The sequence below is a fragment of the Microbacterium sp. Leaf320 genome, from assembly GCF_001423485.1.
Lineage (GTDB): Bacteria > Actinomycetota > Actinomycetes > Actinomycetales > Microbacteriaceae > Microbacterium.
In genome coordinates this window covers 143,978-158,520 of the sequence record NZ_LMOD01000005.1, presented here as the reverse complement: position 1 = coordinate 158,520, position 14,543 = coordinate 143,978, and the positions used below count along the sequence as shown (strand labels likewise).

Below are 14,543 nucleotides of genomic sequence, written 5' to 3'. Positions count from 1 at the left end.
ACGAACGATACCGCAGCGATATACCGGAGGTGGCTCGACGACCCAGGCGTCAGCCGACGCTCACGTCGAAGAACAGCGGGCGTCCGTACAGGTCGTAGTCCAGACCGCTCACGCGCTCGCCGACGGCGGTGATGGCAGACGGACTGTACAGCGGCACGATCGCCGTGTACTCCGCGTTCCATTCCTGCAGCTGCGTGTAGATGCTGTTGCGCTGGTCCTGGTCGCTGGACCCGACGGCCTGATCGAGCAGGGCGTCGATCTCGGGATCCGTGACCTGCGAGGCGTTCTGGAATCCGTCCGTGTGCAGGTGCGCACGCAGGAAGTCCGGGTCGACGCCCGAGAAGCCCCAGTCGGTGAGGTCGAACGTCTTCGGACCGTACTGCTCGTTGTAGGCACCCGGTTCCAGCACCTCGCGCACGACCTCGAAGCCGATCCCCTTGAGGTCCGACTGGATTGCGTTCGCCAGAGCCGCGCGGTCGTCCGGCACCGGCGTCCAGGCGATCCACCGCGCCGACAGACGCTGACCGTCCTTCATGCGGATGCCATCGCTGTCGCGCTCCGTCCAACCGGCCTCATCGAGCAGTGCGCTCGCCGCGGCGGCGTCGAACGGCCAGCTGTCCTCGAGCGAGGAGTCGTAGCCGGGGGTCGTCGACCCGAGCACGCTCCACGCCCGCGGGAACTGTCCGAAGAAGATCTCATCGACCGCCGCATCGACGTCGATGCCCCGGGCGAACGCCTGGCGGACCTTCTCGTCTGCGAAGACCCCGTACTTCTCGTTGAGATACAGCGAGTAGGGCAGGCCGGGGTATTCGATCGAGTCGACGGTGATGCCGTCGCCGAGATCTCCGGCGAGGTTCGGCGGGATGTTGCTCGCGAGATCAGCCTCGCCGCTCTGCACAACCCCGGTGCGCACGGACCCCTCCGGCTGGATCTCGACGCGCAGCGTCTCGACCTTCGGCGCTTCTTCGCCGTGCGGGCCCCAGGCGTAGTCGTCGTTACGGGTGTACACGAGCTCCTGGTCAGGCGTGTACTCGGTGAGCACGAACGGACCGGTGCCGACCGTGACGTCGGGCCCTCCGGCTTTCAGCTGATCTGCGGACTCCTCGAGCACGGCAGGAGAATAGAACCCGAGCTGCGGGGTGCTGGCCGCCTGCAGGAACGGCGCGTACGGCTGGGTGAAGCTCACCGTCACGGTGTGCTCGTCGACGACCTCCGTTCCCTCGTAGAAGTCGGCTCCGAGCATCGACGCCGCCTGGGCCGATTCCGTCTCCGGATCGACGATCCGGTCGAAGTTCGCCTTGACCGCCTCGGCGTCGAAGGGTTCGCCGTCGGTGAAGGTCACGTCGTCGCGGAGGACGAAGGTGTACTCGGTGCTGTCGTCCGAGACGGTCCACTCCTTCGCGAGCCACGGGGTGAACGAGCCGTCATCCTCCTGGAACACGAGAGAGTCGAGCACGGCGCGCTGCACCATGCCCGAGACGTCGAGCTGACTCACCTGCGGGTCCATGTGACCGGCCGAGAGGTTCGCACCCTCGATCGACCAGACGAGCTCCCCGCCGTCGGACTCGGAGGAGGGAGCGGCGCAGGAGCTGAGCATGAGAGCGCTCACGGCGACGGTGGCAGCGAGCGGGATCGCGCGGCGCAGGAAGGAGATGGGCATGCTGTTCCTCGGGAGGGAATGCGGGAGACGACGCGGATGCATCAGTTATTGGACTCGATCCAATTCTAGGACGTCCTCGGTGACACGGGGGCGCCGCGGCCTTCACCACTTCACTCGCTCCTCATATACTGCGAGGACACCGGAGGAGGGGGTAGCAGTGTCAACCGAGGAACTTTCGGACACGATCGCCGCGCTGAACGCGAAGATCGATGCCCAGATCGCCCACGCGCAGGACCTGGCCGCGGAGTCGGCGAAGCTCGAGGATGAAGTGGCTGAGACCACGGCTACGGTCTCGTCTGCGGACGGTCGCGTCACGGTCACCGCGCGCCCCACAGGCGGGATCGAGTCGGTGCAGCTGTCGTCGATCAGCACTGCGACTGACGCCGCGGCACTCGGCGGACTCATCACCGCGACGATCGCGAAGGCGCAGCGTGCGGCCGCAGAGCAGGTGCTCGCATCGATGAGCCTGACTCTCGGCGAGAGTTCGCCGCTCGTCGCGGCCGTGCGCAACGACATCGACACCGCCTTCCCGCAGGCAGGCGGCAGCACGATCGAGTACCGCTGATGGGCGTCATCGAGGTCAATCCGGCGCAGGTGGCGAAGGCGGCGAAGGCGATCAGCGTCGCCTCGCGAAGCATCGACGCCGCTCTCGAGGAGCTCACCGCCCACGCGGGGATCCTGCGTCGATCGTGGTCGGGCGAGGCGCAGCTCGCGTTCGACTCGGCGCAGAGCAGGTTCGACGGACTCATGCGCGAACGCACCGCTCTCATCGTCGCGATCTCCGACGCCCTAGGAGAGCTCGCAACCCAGTACTCGGACGCGGATCTGGCCGGCCAGCGCGTCCTCGGCGGCAGCTGACGCCGGATCACACAAGACACACAATCGGGGGGAACCGATCACGATGACCGCAGCCAATCAGCAGATCATCATCGACGAAGATGAGCTTCGCGCACACGTGAAATCACTCACCACCGCCGCCGAGCTCCTCGGAACCGCAGCGAAGACAGCGGCGGGAGGCGTCGGGCAGTCGGCCTTCGGAGCGATGTGCGGCCCGCTGCTCGGCCCCGCCATCGACGCGCTCGCCGATGCATCCGAGTCCACGCTCACGGCGGCCACCGAGCTCGCCGACGCGACCGGCACAGGGCTCAAAGGCATCGTCGATGCGTTCGGCGAGATCGAGGACGGCGCCGTCAAGGCGTTCGGCACGATCGAGGGCGAGCTGTGAGCGCGATCGCTGGCATCAGCGGCCAGGTGCGCTCCGGATCCTGGGCCGCCGGGGCGCCCGGGCCCAGTGCATCGCAGGCGGACTGCGCGAGCATCCCGGGTTTCGCAGGGATGCTGATGCAGTACATCGCCCCGCTGCGCGAGTGGTTCGACGACCTCCTCGGCGACCCGGGGACGGTCGGCGGATTCGCTTCGCGATGGGAGGACGCCGAGAAGTCCCTCCGCCGGGTCGTCGAGACCCTGCGGGACGCCGAGCCGAAACTCGCAGACATGGACGGACGGACGGTCCGCGCGCTTCGGGCCCGCTACGGCGACCTGCTGTCCGTCGCCGAGGACGCCGCGCAGTGGACCGGGGCCACCGCGAGCGCCGTGCGGCTGGTCAGCCAGATCATCGAGTCAACGAGGGTTCTGATCTGCGACTTCCTCGGGAGCCTCAGCAGGTTCGCCGATGACCTCTTCAGCTTCAGCCTCAACCCGTTGAAGAAGATCGACGACATCAAACGCTTCGCATCGTCCGCCGCCGACTTCATCACCTCGGCAGGCGCTCTGGTGAAGAGCCTCACGGGCGCCGTCGTCTCACTCGCTCAGCTGCTGTACAAGCTGGTCCCTCTCATCGGGGATGCACTGGCGACGCTCCGCGACCTGCTCGTGGACATGCTGCCTCTGGTCGGAGCGCTCACCGGTGGACCGCTCGGGTTGGTGTTCGGCAACGTCCTGCACGACTTCCTGACCGATGACGCGCGCGTGAACGAGATCGATCCGTCGACGCTCACCGACGATCAGCTCGAGGCCTGGAAGGACGCTCACGGGGTGACCTCCCTCGACTCCCTGTCGGACCTCGTCTCGGTCAACGGCACGACCGATTCGATGGGCGGCGAGAATTCGACCGCCATCGACATCAAGCAGGTCGTCGCACCCGACGGATCGACCCACTGGGTCGTGTCGCTGCCCTCGACGCAGGCGTGGGAGGTCGGAGGCCCCGCGGGCGCGATGAACGACCGTGACAACAACCTCGCTCTGATGCTCGACAATCCGCTCTTCCGCACACAGTACGAGCGCGCGGTGCTGGACGCGATGCAGCAGGCGGGCATCCCCGCAGGATCAGATGTCGTTCTGACCGGCTTCAGTCAGGGGGGCATCATGGCGGCGAACCTCGCTGCGGACTCGTCCTTCCCGTACAACCCGATCGGGGTCGTGACCAACGGCTCGCCCGTCGACAACTTCCACGTGCCGCCGAACGTGCCGGTCTACGCGTTCCAGCACGCGACGGACGTCGTGCCGATGCTGGATGGGAGCCTCGTCGGCGTACCGGGGCTGCCCGGCCAGTCGCCGATCGACATCCCGAACACCCCCGTGACCGTGCTCCCGCCGAACATCCACCAGATCACCCTTCCGGACCCTCCGGGATCACACGGATTCAGCGCGCACAACAACGCGCTCTACGCAGACTCCGTCGGCGACTGGGAGAGCGGATACCACGCCGCGAACAACGGCACGGATCCCTGGGATCTCGCGGGTCTCGGTGGTACGGTCGTCGATCACCAGGTCTATCAGGGAGTGGAACGCTGACATGAGCACCACCGGCGTCACTCGACTCGTTCGTGGAGTCGCGGTCCTCGCCCTCGGCGCAGCGATGGTCGCGCTGAGCGGGTGCGGCGCCGTCACGAAGGAGCTCTCCGAGGGGGACTTCGCCGAGACGATCCCCGCTGCCCTGGCGGCGTCCGACATCGGCATCACCGACTCCTATGCCGAGAAGACGATCTCCGGCTTCACCTTCTACCTGAGCGTGGGAGTCGATCTCGACCACGACGACGCCTCGGCCGACGACCTCGCGAGAATCCTCCGGATCATTCTCGAGAACAACGACGTACCCAGCGACGAGATCGACCTCGGCGTCAACGGAAGCGACGAGGAATCCGTCGACCTCGAGGCGCTGGTCCAGAGCATCTCGCCCGATCTGAAGATCTCGTCGAGCACCTATGGAGACATCCAGGTCACGAACGACCAGGCCGCGGCGATCGTCGAGGCGGTCTGGGGTGAGTGATCGCTCTACGTCACGCCGGTTGCGCGTCCTCGGAATCGGTGTGATCGCCGCAGTGGGAATGGCGCTCGCGGGGTGCGGGGTCATCACGAAGGAGCTCGCCGACGGCGACTTCGCCGAGACGATCCCCGCAGCGCTTGCCGAGTCCGGTCGGGGCGTGACCGACTCGTTCGCCGCCAAGGGCCTCGACGGTTTCACCTTCTACCTCGACGTCGGCATCGACGTCGACAGAGAGACCATCGACGAGAACGACCTTGCGGCCTTCCTGCGCGTGATCCTGGCCGAGAACGACCTGCCGACCGACGAGATTCGGATGTCTGTGCAGAACGCCGACGGCGACTTCATCGATCTCGAACAGATCGCGGTGCAGGTGAGCCCCGACCTGGAGCTCTTCGGATCGTCCGAGACCACGCTGCTCCTCGACTCCGACGATGCGCGCACGATCATCGAGGCCGTCTGGGGCGAGTGAGGGATTCCCCACACGTTCGCGGCGATTAGACTGTGGGGCACAACCCACACTCAGGCACGCTCACACAGTGCCGCATACATCGCTCGAGGAGACCTCCATGTCCGTGATTCCCGACAAGCCCGTGCTCGAAGGCCTCGAAGCGAAGTGGGGTGAGTCGTGGTCCGAGCAGGGCACCTACCTGTTCGATCGGCTCCGCGCCGCGCAGTCCGGCCGCGAGGGCGTGTACTCGATCGACACTCCCCCGCCCACGGCATCCGGCAGTCTGCACATCGGTCACGTGTTCTCGTACACGCACACCGACGTCAAGGCGCGGTTCGAGCGCATGCGCGGCAAGAACGTGTTCTACCCGATGGGCTGGGACGACAACGGACTGCCCACCGAGCGCCGCGTGCAGAACTACTACGGCGTGCGCTGCGATCCGACGCTCCCGTACCAGACAGACTTCACCCCGCCGTTCGAGGGTGGGGACAACAAGTCCAGCCGCGCCGCCGATCAGGTGCCGATCAGCCGCCGCAACTTCATCGAGCTGTGCGAGCGCCTGACCATCGAGGATGAGAAGCAGTTCGAGGCCCTGTTCCGCCAGCTGGGCCTCAGCGTCGACTGGACCCAGACGTACCGCACGATCTCCGACGACACGATCCGTCAGAGCCAGCTCGCGTTCCTGCGCAACCTCGAGCGCGGCGAGGCCTATCAGTCGCTCGCTCCGACCCTGTGGGACATCGACTTCCGCTCGGCCATCGCCCAGGCGGAGCTCGAGGACCGCGATCAGCAGGCCGCCTACCACACCATCGACTTCCCCTTCGCAGACGGTTCGGGGTCGATCACGATCGAGACCACCCGCCCGGAGCTGCTCCCCGCCTGCGTCGCGATCGTGACGCACCCCGAGGGCCCGCACAAGCACCTGATCGGCACGAAGGTGCGGACGCCCTTCTTCGGCGCCGAGATCGAGGTCCACGGACACCACCTCGCGCAACCCGACAAGGGAACGGGTGCGGCTATGGTCTGCACCTTCGGCGACGTGACCGACATCATCTGGTGGCGGGAGCTGCGCACCACCACCGGCGGCGACCTGCCGAACATGACGACCATCGGCCTGGACGGGCGCTTCCTGCCCACTGCCCCGTCGATCGTGGCGAGCCCCGAGGCCATCGACTGGTACACGGCCGAGCTCGCCGGCAAGACCGTGTTCTCGGCCCGCAAGGCGATCGTCGAGAAGCTTCAGGAGACCGGCGACATGACCGCGGTCGGCAAGCCCTTCAATCACGCGGTGAAGTTCTTCGAGAAGGGCGACCGTCCACTCGAGATCGTGTCGACGCGGCAGTGGTACATCCGCAACGGCGCCCGTGACGCGAAGCTCCGCGACGAGCTGCTCGCGCACGGAACCGAACTCGCCTGGCACCCGGAGTTCATGCGCGTGCGCTACGAGAACTGGGTCGGCGGCCTGACCGGCGACTGGCTCGTGTCGCGTCAGCGTTTCTTCGGCGTGCCGATCCCGCTCTGGTACGGACTCGACGAGAACGGCGATCGCGACTACGACCGCGTGCTCGCTCCGGACCACGCGTCCCTGCCCATCGACCCGACGACCGACGTACCTGCGGGATACACCGAGGATCAGCGTGGAGTGGCCGGTGGATTCGAGGCCGAGGCCGACATCCTCGACACCTGGGCCACGTCGTCCCTGACCCCGCAGCTGGCCGGCGGATGGCAGCGCGATGAGGAGCTGTGGAACCTCACGGCCCCGTTCGACCTGCGCCCGCAGGGTCAGGACATCATTCGCACCTGGCTCTTCTCGACCATGCTGCGTTCGACCCTCGAAGACGGCCGTTCGCCGTGGCGCAACGCCGCGATCTCGGGCTTCATCGTCGACCCCGACCGCAAGAAGATGTCGAAGTCGAAGGGCAACGTCGTGACGCCGGCGGACATCCTCGAGACCCACGGATCGGATGCGGTGCGCTACTGGGCCGCCTCCAGCCGCCTGGGCATGGATGCCGCCTTCGACCCGCAGAACCCGACGCAGGTCAAGATCGGTCGCCGCCTGGCGATCAAGGTGCTGAACGCCGCGAAGTTCGTGCTGTCGTTCCCCGTGCCCGAGGGCGCGCAGGTGACGCATGCGCTCGACGCCTCGATGCTCACCGGGCTCGACGCCGTGATCGCAGAGGCCACCAGGGCGTTCGAGAACTACGACCAGGCGAAGGCGCTCGAAGTCACCGAGGCGTTCTTCTGGACCTTCTGCGACGACTACCTCGAGCTCGTCAAGGAGCGCGCGTACAACCAGAACGACGTGGGTCAGGCATCCGCCGCGCTCGCGCTGCGCCTGGCGCTGTCTACGCTGCTGCGCCTGCTCGCACCGATCGTCTCGTTCGCGACCGAGGAGGTGTGGTCGTGGTTCGAAGAGGGCTCGGTGCACACCGCGGCCTGGCCGGAGGCACTCGGCATCGAGGGCGACACGGCTGTGCTGTCGGCGGCGAGCGAGGCCCTGATCGGCATTCGCCGCGCCAAGACCGAGGCGAAGGCGTCGCAGAAGACCCCGGTGTCACGTGCGGCGATAGCCGCCCCTGCCGCCAAGCTCGAGGCGCTCCGCGCCGCGGCCGACGATCTCCGAGCAGTCGGGCGCATCGCCGACCTCGAGTTCACCGAGGCGGACGAGTTCGCGGTCACCGCGATCGAGCTCGCCCCGGTCGAGGGCGCCTGATGCAGCTGGGCACGCGATGGGCCACCGGCTCCGAGCCGCCGGCATCCGTTCCCGCCGCGCTCCGGCCGGCGATCTCCGAGGTCGAATCGCGCGGTCTCACCGGGCACTGGACGCTCACCTGGCTCGAGGGCCGCGCGACCGCCGAGCTCGATGCGGGCTGGGAGGTCGTTCAGACCGGCTCCGGTGACGTGATCGCCCGCCCGTTCGACGACTGACCGAGCTCTGACGACGAAGCCCCCTGTCCGCGCCTGCGGCAGGGGGCTTCGCTGTCATCGGAACGTCTCAGCGCCGAGGGAGCCCGATCTGCGCGAGCATGTGCTCGACCGCGCGGGGGTCCTGTCGCCTGGTCTGCTGCTCCCGCAGGAGGTCGAGCGCGAGGGCTCGCTTCTGGGCCCGACGAGTGATGCGTCGCTCGACGAATCCCGTGAGGAGATCGGCGAGGCCGAGGAGCTGCCGCTCGGCCTGTGTCGGTGCGACGAGGCGGATGGTCGCGCTGGTCATGATTCCTCCTCGTTCGAGTCAGCGGCATCGGAGAGCACCGGCCCGGTCGCCGGAAGGTCGAAGAGCTCGGTGCGCATCGACACCCGGCGCACGTCTGGCCCGGTCTGGCCGCGATATCGACCTACGGCACTCTCGATGACTCCCATGAGCTCGTCCTTGAGATCCTCCATCTGCGAGGGGGTCATCTCGAGGAGGGTCGTGGCGATCAGGCCCGCGTCCTTCCAGCCCGCCGGCACCTCGGTGTCCGGCCGGTTGACGTAGGACATCAGGGTCTCGTGCCGCAGGCGGAAGAACTCCGACGACACGATCTGCGCCGCTGCCCGGTTCGCGGGCGACATGCTCTGGCTCGGACCGGGGATGTCGATGCGCCCCTCGGGCAGCTCCCACCAGCGCTCGCGCGCTGTGCCCCGCCCCTCGACCTCGTGGATCAGGTCATGTGCCGAGAGAGTGCGCAGATGGTAGCTGGTGGACCCGGAGGTCTCCCCCAGCATCGATGCGAGCGAACTCGCCGTCTGCGGCCCATGTGCGCTGAGCAGATCGAAGATCCGCACACGCAGCGGGTGAGCCAGGGCCTTGAGCGCCCCGGAATCGAGTCGTCGCAACTGCTCTTCGTCTGCCATGCATGCAAAGATACTCTTGCAAAGACTTCTTTGCAAGCATTCTTTTGCAAAGAAGTCTTTGCCACACCACCGTCAGCTCACGACGGCTCGCGCGGCGACGAAGGCGGCCACGCATCTCTCGACCTGCCCGGCCGTATGCGCCGCCGACAGCTGCACGCGGATCCGCGCCCGTCCGCGGGGAACGACGGGAAAGCTGAACGCGGTCACATAGATGCCCTGCGCCTGCATCTCCGTCGCGATTCGCGCCGTGAGAGCCGCGTCGCCGAACATGACCGGGACGATCGGATGCTCCCCCGGCAGCAGATCGAACCCCTCCGCCGTCATCCGCTCGCGGAACAGGGCGGCGTTGTCGCGCAGACGCGCTCGGAGATCGGCCGAACCCTCGACCAGGTCGAGAGCGGTCAGGGTTCCTGCCACGATCGCGGGCGCGAGCGTGTTCGAGAACAGATACGGGCGCGAGCGCTGACGCAGCAGAGCGACGATGTCGGCGTGCGAGGCGACGTAGCCACCGGATGCTCCACCGAGGGCCTTGCCGAACGTGCCCGTGTAGATGTCCACCCGATCCGCGACCCCGCAGAGCTCCGGTGTGCCCCGGCCGTTCTCTCCCACGAATCCGACCGCGTGCGAATCGTCGACGAACACGAGGGCGTCGTAGCGCTCGGCCAGGTCGCAGATCTCGGCGAGGGGTGCGATGTAGCCGTCCATCGAGAAGACGCCGTCCGTGACGACCACCCGGAAACGAGCATCGGATGCCGCCTGCAGCTGCGCCTCGAGATCCGCCATGTCGCGGTTTCGATACCGCAGTCGACGAGCCTTGGAGAGACGGATCCCGTCGATGATCGACGCGTGGTTGAGCTCGTCCGAGATGATCGCATCCTCGGCACCGAACAGCGTCTCGAACACTCCCCCGTTGGCGTCGAAGCACGAGGAGTACAGGATCGCATCGTCCGTTCCGAGGAACCCCGCGAGTCGGCGCTCCAGCTCCAGGTGCTGCTCCTGGGTGCCGCAGATGAAGCGGACGCTGGCGAGCCCGTAGCCCCACTCCTGCAGCGCTGTGGTCGCGGACTCGAGGATTCGCGGGTCGTCCGCGAGCCCCAGATAGTTGTTGGCGCAGAAGTTGAGCACCTCCGCACCGTCCGCCGTGATCTCGGCGCTCTGCGGCCCGCGGATGCCGCGTTCGTGCTTCGTGAGGCCCGCAGCCTCGATGCCGTCGAGTTCGTCCGCCACATGCTTCCGGAATGTCCCGTACATCACAGCTCCGTCCAATCGAGGATGATCTTTCCCGTTCCCGCGGACTCTGCCGCGGCGAAACCCTGTTCCCAATCCCTGGCGGGGATCACATCGGCGATCACCCGTCCGATCGAGTCGCGCAGAGTCGCGCTGGTCTGCAGCATCGCCCCCATCGCGTTCCATGTCTCGAACATCTCGCGTCCGTAGATGCCCTTGATCGTGAGCATGTGGGTGACGAGCTTGCCCCAGTCGATGTCGAACCCGGTGCTGGGCAGTCCGAGCATCGCGATCCGACCACCGTGGTTCATGTTGTCGATCATGGCGGGAAGCGCCGTCGCCGCACCGCTCATCTCGAACCCGATGTCGAATCCCTCCCGCAATCCGAGGCAGTGCTGTGCATCACGGATGTCGCGGACCGAGACGTCGACGACCTCGTCGGCGCCCATCAGACGCGCCATCTCGAGACGGGGAGCACTCACGTCCGTCGCCGCGATGAAGCGGGCTCCGGCATGCCGGGCGACGGCGATCGCCATCAGACCGATCGGCCCGCACCCCGTCACGAGCACGTCCTCGCCGACGAGCGGGAAGGTGAGCGCCGTGTGCACGGCGTTTCCGAGCGGGTCGAAGATCGCGCCGAGCTCCGGTGCGACGTCGGCGTGATGCACCCAGACGTTGGCAGCCGGCAGGGCGAGGAACTCGGCGAAGGCGCCGTCTCGCTGCAGCCCGAGGCCGACCGTGCGGATGCACATCTGCCGACGCCCCGCCCGGCAGTTGCGGCACGTGCCGCAGACGATGTGCCCCTCGCCGGAGACGCGGTCGCCCACCGCGATGTCATGCACGAGCGGCCCGACTTCGACGACCTCACCGTAGAACTCGTGGCCGGGGATGAGCGGAGCCTCGATCGCGGACGCGGCCCACTCGTCCCAGCGACGGATGTGGAGGTCGGTGCCGCAGATCCCCGTGCGCAGAACGCGGATCACCACCTCGTCAGCCGCCGCTGTGGGCTCAGGACGATCGACGAGCTCGAGACCGGCTGCGCGTTCCGCTTTGAACAGTGCCTTCATACTTCGATCCCATCGCGACTATCGATGTAGAGCAATCTCGAACTTCTGCATCAATGATGTAGCGATCGCTAATCTGTGAGCATGGAACTCCATCAGCTGCAGATCCTCAGAGAGCTCGGCGCGCTGGGCAGCGTCGCCGCCGTCGCCGAGAACCTGCACGTCACGCCTTCGGCCGTATCGCAGCACCTCGCTGCGCTGCAGCGGAGCTTTCGCACGCCGCTCACGCGCAGAGACGGGCGCCGCCTGGCGCTGACCGCCGCAGGCGAAGTGCTCGCCACGGCCGGCGCCGACGCGATCGATGCCATGGCCGCAGCGCGCAGCGCGGTGGACGACTTCGAAGGCGACAGCACCGGCATCGTCACGGTCAGCGGATTCCACAGCGTGGGACAGGCGCTGTTCGGCTCGCTGATCCGAGAGCTCGACGCCGCGGATGCGCCGCCGACCGTGCAGCTCACAGACGAGGATGTGGCTCAGAGCGATTTTCCGGCTCTCACCGCCCGCTACGACCTCGTGCTCGCCCATCGCATGGAGCACTCTCCTCCCTGGCCCACCGACGGGGTGCGCAGCCTTGCGCTCGTGCGGGAGCCGCTCGACGTCGCCGTCTCGGCATCCCACCCCCTTGCCGCGCGTGGCCAGGTGACACCCTTCGACGTGGTCGACAGCCCGTGGGTCACGAGCCGTGTCGGCTACTCCCCCGACGACGTGCTGCGCGCGGTGTCCGCCGTGGCCGGTCGCCCCGTCGAGATCCGCCACCGGATCAACGACTACGGGGCGATCGCCGCCGTCGTCGCCGCTGGCGGAGTGCTGGGGATGCTGCCCCGCTACACGACCCGCACGGTCGACGATCGTGACATCGTCCGCCTCCCGCTGCGAGGAGTCAGCACCCACCGGATGATCGATGTGCTCGCCCGCCCCGAGAACCTGAGACGGCAGTCCGTCCGCCTCGTCGTCGAGGCCCTCCAGCGGGTGATGGCTAGGCTCAGAGGATGACCGACGCCTCGAACCCGCTGCTCCAGCCGTCCACTCTCCCTTACGGTCTTCCTGACTTCGCCGCGATCAGGCCCGAGCACTACCTTCCCGCCTTCCAGGCCGCATTCGATGAGCACCTCCGCGAGATCTCGCGGATCACGATGGTGCGCTCGATGCCCACCTTCGAGAATACGATCGACGCGCTCGAGCGCTCCGGCGACCTGCTCGACAGAGTCGCGCACGCGTTCTACACGGTGACCTCGGCTGATGCGACGCCCGAGATCCAGGAGATCGACGAGCACCTCGCTCCCCTGATGGCAGCGCATCAGGATGCGATCACCCTCGACGGTGCCCTGTACTGGCGCGTGCAGCAGGTGCACGCACAGCTCGCTGAACTCGACCTCGACGACGAGCAGCGATATCTCGTCGAGCGGCACCACCGTGAGATGACCCACGCGGGCGCCGCCCTCGATGACGCCTCAAAGGAGCGGCTCACTCTGCTCAACCAGCAGCTCTCGACGCTCAACAACACGTTCGAACGCAACCTGCTGAACGACACCAACGACCTGGCCGTCGTGTTCGACTCCGCCGAGGAGCTCGCCGGTCTCAGTGCGGGAGAGCTCTCCGCCGCCTCGCGCTCGGCCCAGGAGCGCGGTCTCGACGGCAGGTTCCTGATCTCGCTGCCCCTGTTCACGGGGCACCCATATCTCGCGCAGCTGCGTGATCGCGAGGCGCGGCGACGGATCATGGACGCATCCCGCGTCCGGGCATCACGCGACAACGGGAACGACAACCGGCCGGTGCTGCGAGAGATCGTGCGACTTCGCGCAGAGCGTGCGGAACTGCTCGGCTACGCATCGCACGCGGCATACGTCACGGCCGACGAGACGGCAGGGACTCCCGAGGCGGTCGAGCGGATGCTGCGTGAGCTCGCCGCCCCGGCCGCGCGCAACGCCCGTGCGGAGCGGGAGGCCTTGCAGGCGATCGTCGACGAGACCGAGAGCGCGCCCTTCCCCGTCGAGGCGCACGATTGGGCCTTCTACACCGAGAAGGTGCGCACCGCGCGCTACGACATCGACACGAGCGCGCTCCGACCGTGGTTCGAAGCCGAGCGGGTGCTGCAGGACGGCGTGTTCTTCGCCGCCACCCAGCTCTACGGCGTCACCTTCACCGAACGGCACGACCTGGTGGCCTACCACCCGGGCGCACGCGTGTTCGAGGTGCACAACGCCGACGGCACCGCCCTCGGACTGTACGTGCTCGATCTCTACACGCGCGACTCGAAGCGTGGCGGCGCATGGATGAACCCCATCGTGAGCCAGTCGCACCTCCGCGGCACGCTGCCGGTCGTGGTCAACAACCTCAACGTGCCGCTTCCCGGCGACGGGGAGCCGACCCTGCTGACCCTCGATGAGGTCACCACGCTCTTCCATGAGTTCGGGCACGCCCTGCACGGACTTTTCGCCGTGGTGACGTATCCGCACTTCGCGGGCACGAACGTCTTCCGCGACTTCGTCGAGTTCCCCAGCCAGGTGAACGAGATGTGGATCCTCTGGCCCGAGGTGCTCGACAACTACGCGCGTCACCATGAGACCGGTGAGGCACTCGACCCGGCGATCGTCGAGCGCCTGCGCGCGACAGAGACCTTCAACCAGGGGCACGACACCAGCGAGTACCTCGCGGCCGCCTGGCTCGACCAGGCCTGGCACCGAGTCGGGCCCGACGGGGAGATCGCCGACGTCTCCTCGTTCGAGAGCGCGGCGCTCGCCGACATCGGTCTCGATGACCCGGTGGTGCCGACTCGCTATTCGTCGACCTACTTCGCGCACGTGTTCTCGGGCGGATACAGCGCCGGGTACTACTCCTACATCTGGAGCGAGGTGCTCGACGCCGACACCGTCGACTGGTTCCGAGAGAACGGCGGGCTCACGCGCGAGAACGGCGATAGGTTCCGCGCGCGCCTCCTCGGGGTCGGCGGATCGAAGGACCCTCTCGTCGCGTACCGCGACTTCCGTGGCCGCGACGCCGAGATCGCCCCTCTGCTGAAGCGTCGCGGGCTCGATACCTGAGGAG

At 67.4% G+C, this 14,543-nt stretch carries 15 protein-coding genes; 10 read left to right on the top strand and 5 right to left on the bottom strand.

The features are described 5' to 3' along the window. Positions 1 to 49 precede the first annotated feature (49 nt). Positions 50 to 1,660, bottom strand: coding sequence for an ABC transporter substrate-binding protein (locus ASF63_RS16665; protein ID WP_056516694.1), 1,611 nt, complete (start codon positions 1,658 to 1,660; stop codon positions 50 to 52). A 157-nt stretch (positions 1,661 to 1,817) separates the two neighbouring features. On the opposite strand from ASF63_RS16665, the gene ASF63_RS19240 reads away from it, so the two are divergent. The 8 genes from ASF63_RS19240 to ASF63_RS16625 all read left to right on the top strand — a co-directional run bounded on the left by ASF63_RS19240 (position 1,818) and on the right by ASF63_RS16625 (position 8,301). Continuing rightward, positions 1,818 to 2,225: a YbaB/EbfC family nucleoid-associated protein gene (locus ASF63_RS19240; protein ID WP_056307144.1), complete on the top strand. Its 408-nt coding sequence runs from the start codon at positions 1,818 to 1,820 to the stop codon at positions 2,223 to 2,225. Further along, on the top strand, positions 2,225 to 2,518 hold the full coding sequence (locus ASF63_RS16655; protein ID WP_056516690.1) for a WXG100 family type VII secretion target: 294 nt from the start codon (positions 2,225 to 2,227) through the stop codon (positions 2,516 to 2,518). The genes ASF63_RS19240 and ASF63_RS16655 overlap by 1 nt, the downstream gene beginning before the upstream one ends. A gap of 43 nt (positions 2,519 to 2,561) precedes the next feature. Then, complete coding sequence (locus tag ASF63_RS16650) at positions 2,562 to 2,885, top strand: hypothetical protein (protein WP_056516685.1); 324 nt, start codon at positions 2,562 to 2,564, stop codon at positions 2,883 to 2,885. Further along, entirely contained in the window at positions 2,882 to 4,453 is a 1,572-nt protein-coding gene (locus ASF63_RS16645; RefSeq protein ID WP_056516683.1) for a hypothetical protein, read from the top strand. Before ASF63_RS16650 ends, ASF63_RS16645 begins: the two co-directional genes overlap by 4 nt. A gap of 1 nt (position 4,454) precedes the next feature. Further along, positions 4,455 to 4,928: a hypothetical protein gene (locus ASF63_RS16640; RefSeq protein WP_056516680.1), complete on the top strand. Its 474-nt coding sequence runs from the start codon at positions 4,455 to 4,457 to the stop codon at positions 4,926 to 4,928. Further along, positions 4,921 to 5,394: a hypothetical protein gene (locus ASF63_RS16635; protein WP_157534416.1), complete on the top strand. Its 474-nt coding sequence runs from the start codon at positions 4,921 to 4,923 to the stop codon at positions 5,392 to 5,394. Before ASF63_RS16640 ends, ASF63_RS16635 begins: the two co-directional genes overlap by 8 nt. A 97-nt stretch (positions 5,395 to 5,491) precedes the next feature. Next, entirely contained in the window at positions 5,492 to 8,086 is a 2,595-nt protein-coding gene (gene valS / locus ASF63_RS16630) for a valine--tRNA ligase (RefSeq protein ID WP_056516674.1), read from the top strand. After that, positions 8,086 to 8,301 carry a hypothetical protein gene (locus ASF63_RS16625; protein WP_056516671.1) on the top strand — a complete coding sequence of 72 codons (216 nt, stop codon included), beginning with the start codon at positions 8,086 to 8,088 and terminating at the stop codon, positions 8,299 to 8,301. Before valS ends, ASF63_RS16625 begins: the two co-directional genes overlap by 1 nt. 67 nt (positions 8,302 to 8,368) lie before the next feature. On the opposite strand, the gene ASF63_RS16620 is transcribed toward ASF63_RS16625, so the two are convergent. From ASF63_RS16620 to tdh, 4 genes are all read right to left on the bottom strand, one after another. After that, positions 8,369 to 8,587, bottom strand: a complete 219-nt coding sequence (locus tag ASF63_RS16620) for a hypothetical protein (protein ID WP_056516668.1) — start codon at positions 8,585 to 8,587, stop codon at positions 8,369 to 8,371. Beyond that, positions 8,584 to 9,207 (bottom strand): ArsR/SmtB family transcription factor, encoded by a 624-nt coding sequence (locus ASF63_RS16615; protein ID WP_056516666.1) that lies wholly within the window; start codon positions 9,205 to 9,207, stop codon positions 8,584 to 8,586. Before ASF63_RS16615 ends, ASF63_RS16620 begins: the two co-directional genes overlap by 4 nt. 72 nt (positions 9,208 to 9,279) lie before the next feature. Beyond that, positions 9,280 to 10,458, bottom strand: a complete 1,179-nt coding sequence (locus ASF63_RS16610) for a glycine C-acetyltransferase (protein ID WP_056516663.1) — start codon at positions 10,456 to 10,458, stop codon at positions 9,280 to 9,282. After that, entirely contained in the window at positions 10,458 to 11,501 is a 1,044-nt protein-coding gene (gene tdh, locus ASF63_RS16605; RefSeq protein WP_056516660.1) for an L-threonine 3-dehydrogenase, read from the bottom strand. Before tdh ends, ASF63_RS16610 begins: the two co-directional genes overlap by 1 nt. A gap of 81 nt (positions 11,502 to 11,582) precedes the next feature. Between tdh and ASF63_RS16600 the strand changes: the two genes are divergently transcribed. Both ASF63_RS16600 and ASF63_RS16595 read left to right on the top strand, forming a co-directional pair. Continuing rightward, positions 11,583 to 12,491 (top strand): LysR family transcriptional regulator, encoded by a 909-nt coding sequence (locus tag ASF63_RS16600; protein ID WP_056516658.1) that lies wholly within the window; start codon positions 11,583 to 11,585, stop codon positions 12,489 to 12,491. Further along, positions 12,488 to 14,539 carry a M3 family metallopeptidase gene (locus ASF63_RS16595; RefSeq protein ID WP_056516655.1) on the top strand — a complete coding sequence of 684 codons (2,052 nt, stop codon included), beginning with the start codon at positions 12,488 to 12,490 and terminating at the stop codon, positions 14,537 to 14,539. Before ASF63_RS16600 ends, ASF63_RS16595 begins: the two co-directional genes overlap by 4 nt. Positions 14,540 to 14,543 lie beyond the last annotated feature (4 nt).

Bases quoted from the DNA above. Each gene is read 5' to 3' on its own strand.
- ASF63_RS16595 (WP_056516655.1), top strand. From the start codon at position 12,488: ATGACCGACGCCTCGAACCCGCTGCTCCAGCCGTCCACTCTCCCTTAC.
- tdh (WP_056516660.1), bottom strand. From the start codon at position 11,501: ATGAAGGCACTGTTCAAAGCGGAACGCGCAGCCGGTCTCGAGCTCGTC.
- valS (WP_056516674.1), top strand. From the start codon at position 5,492: ATGTCCGTGATTCCCGACAAGCCCGTGCTCGAAGGCCTCGAAGCGAAG.
- ASF63_RS16600 (WP_056516658.1), top strand. From the start codon at position 11,583: ATGGAACTCCATCAGCTGCAGATCCTCAGAGAGCTCGGCGCGCTGGGC.
- ASF63_RS16620 (WP_056516668.1), bottom strand. From the start codon at position 8,587: ATGACCAGCGCGACCATCCGCCTCGTCGCACCGACACAGGCCGAGCGG.
- ASF63_RS16610 (WP_056516663.1), bottom strand. From the start codon at position 10,458: ATGTACGGGACATTCCGGAAGCATGTGGCGGACGAACTCGACGGCATC.
- ASF63_RS16640 (WP_056516680.1), top strand. From the start codon at position 4,455: ATGAGCACCACCGGCGTCACTCGACTCGTTCGTGGAGTCGCGGTCCTC.
- ASF63_RS16665 (WP_056516694.1), bottom strand. From the start codon at position 1,660: ATGCCCATCTCCTTCCTGCGCCGCGCGATCCCGCTCGCTGCCACCGTC.
- ASF63_RS16615 (WP_056516666.1), bottom strand. From the start codon at position 9,207: ATGGCAGACGAAGAGCAGTTGCGACGACTCGATTCCGGGGCGCTCAAG.
- ASF63_RS16625 (WP_056516671.1), top strand. From the start codon at position 8,086: ATGCAGCTGGGCACGCGATGGGCCACCGGCTCCGAGCCGCCGGCATCC.
- ASF63_RS16655 (WP_056516690.1), top strand. From the start codon at position 2,225: ATGGGCGTCATCGAGGTCAATCCGGCGCAGGTGGCGAAGGCGGCGAAG.
- ASF63_RS16650 (WP_056516685.1), top strand. From the start codon at position 2,562: ATGACCGCAGCCAATCAGCAGATCATCATCGACGAAGATGAGCTTCGC.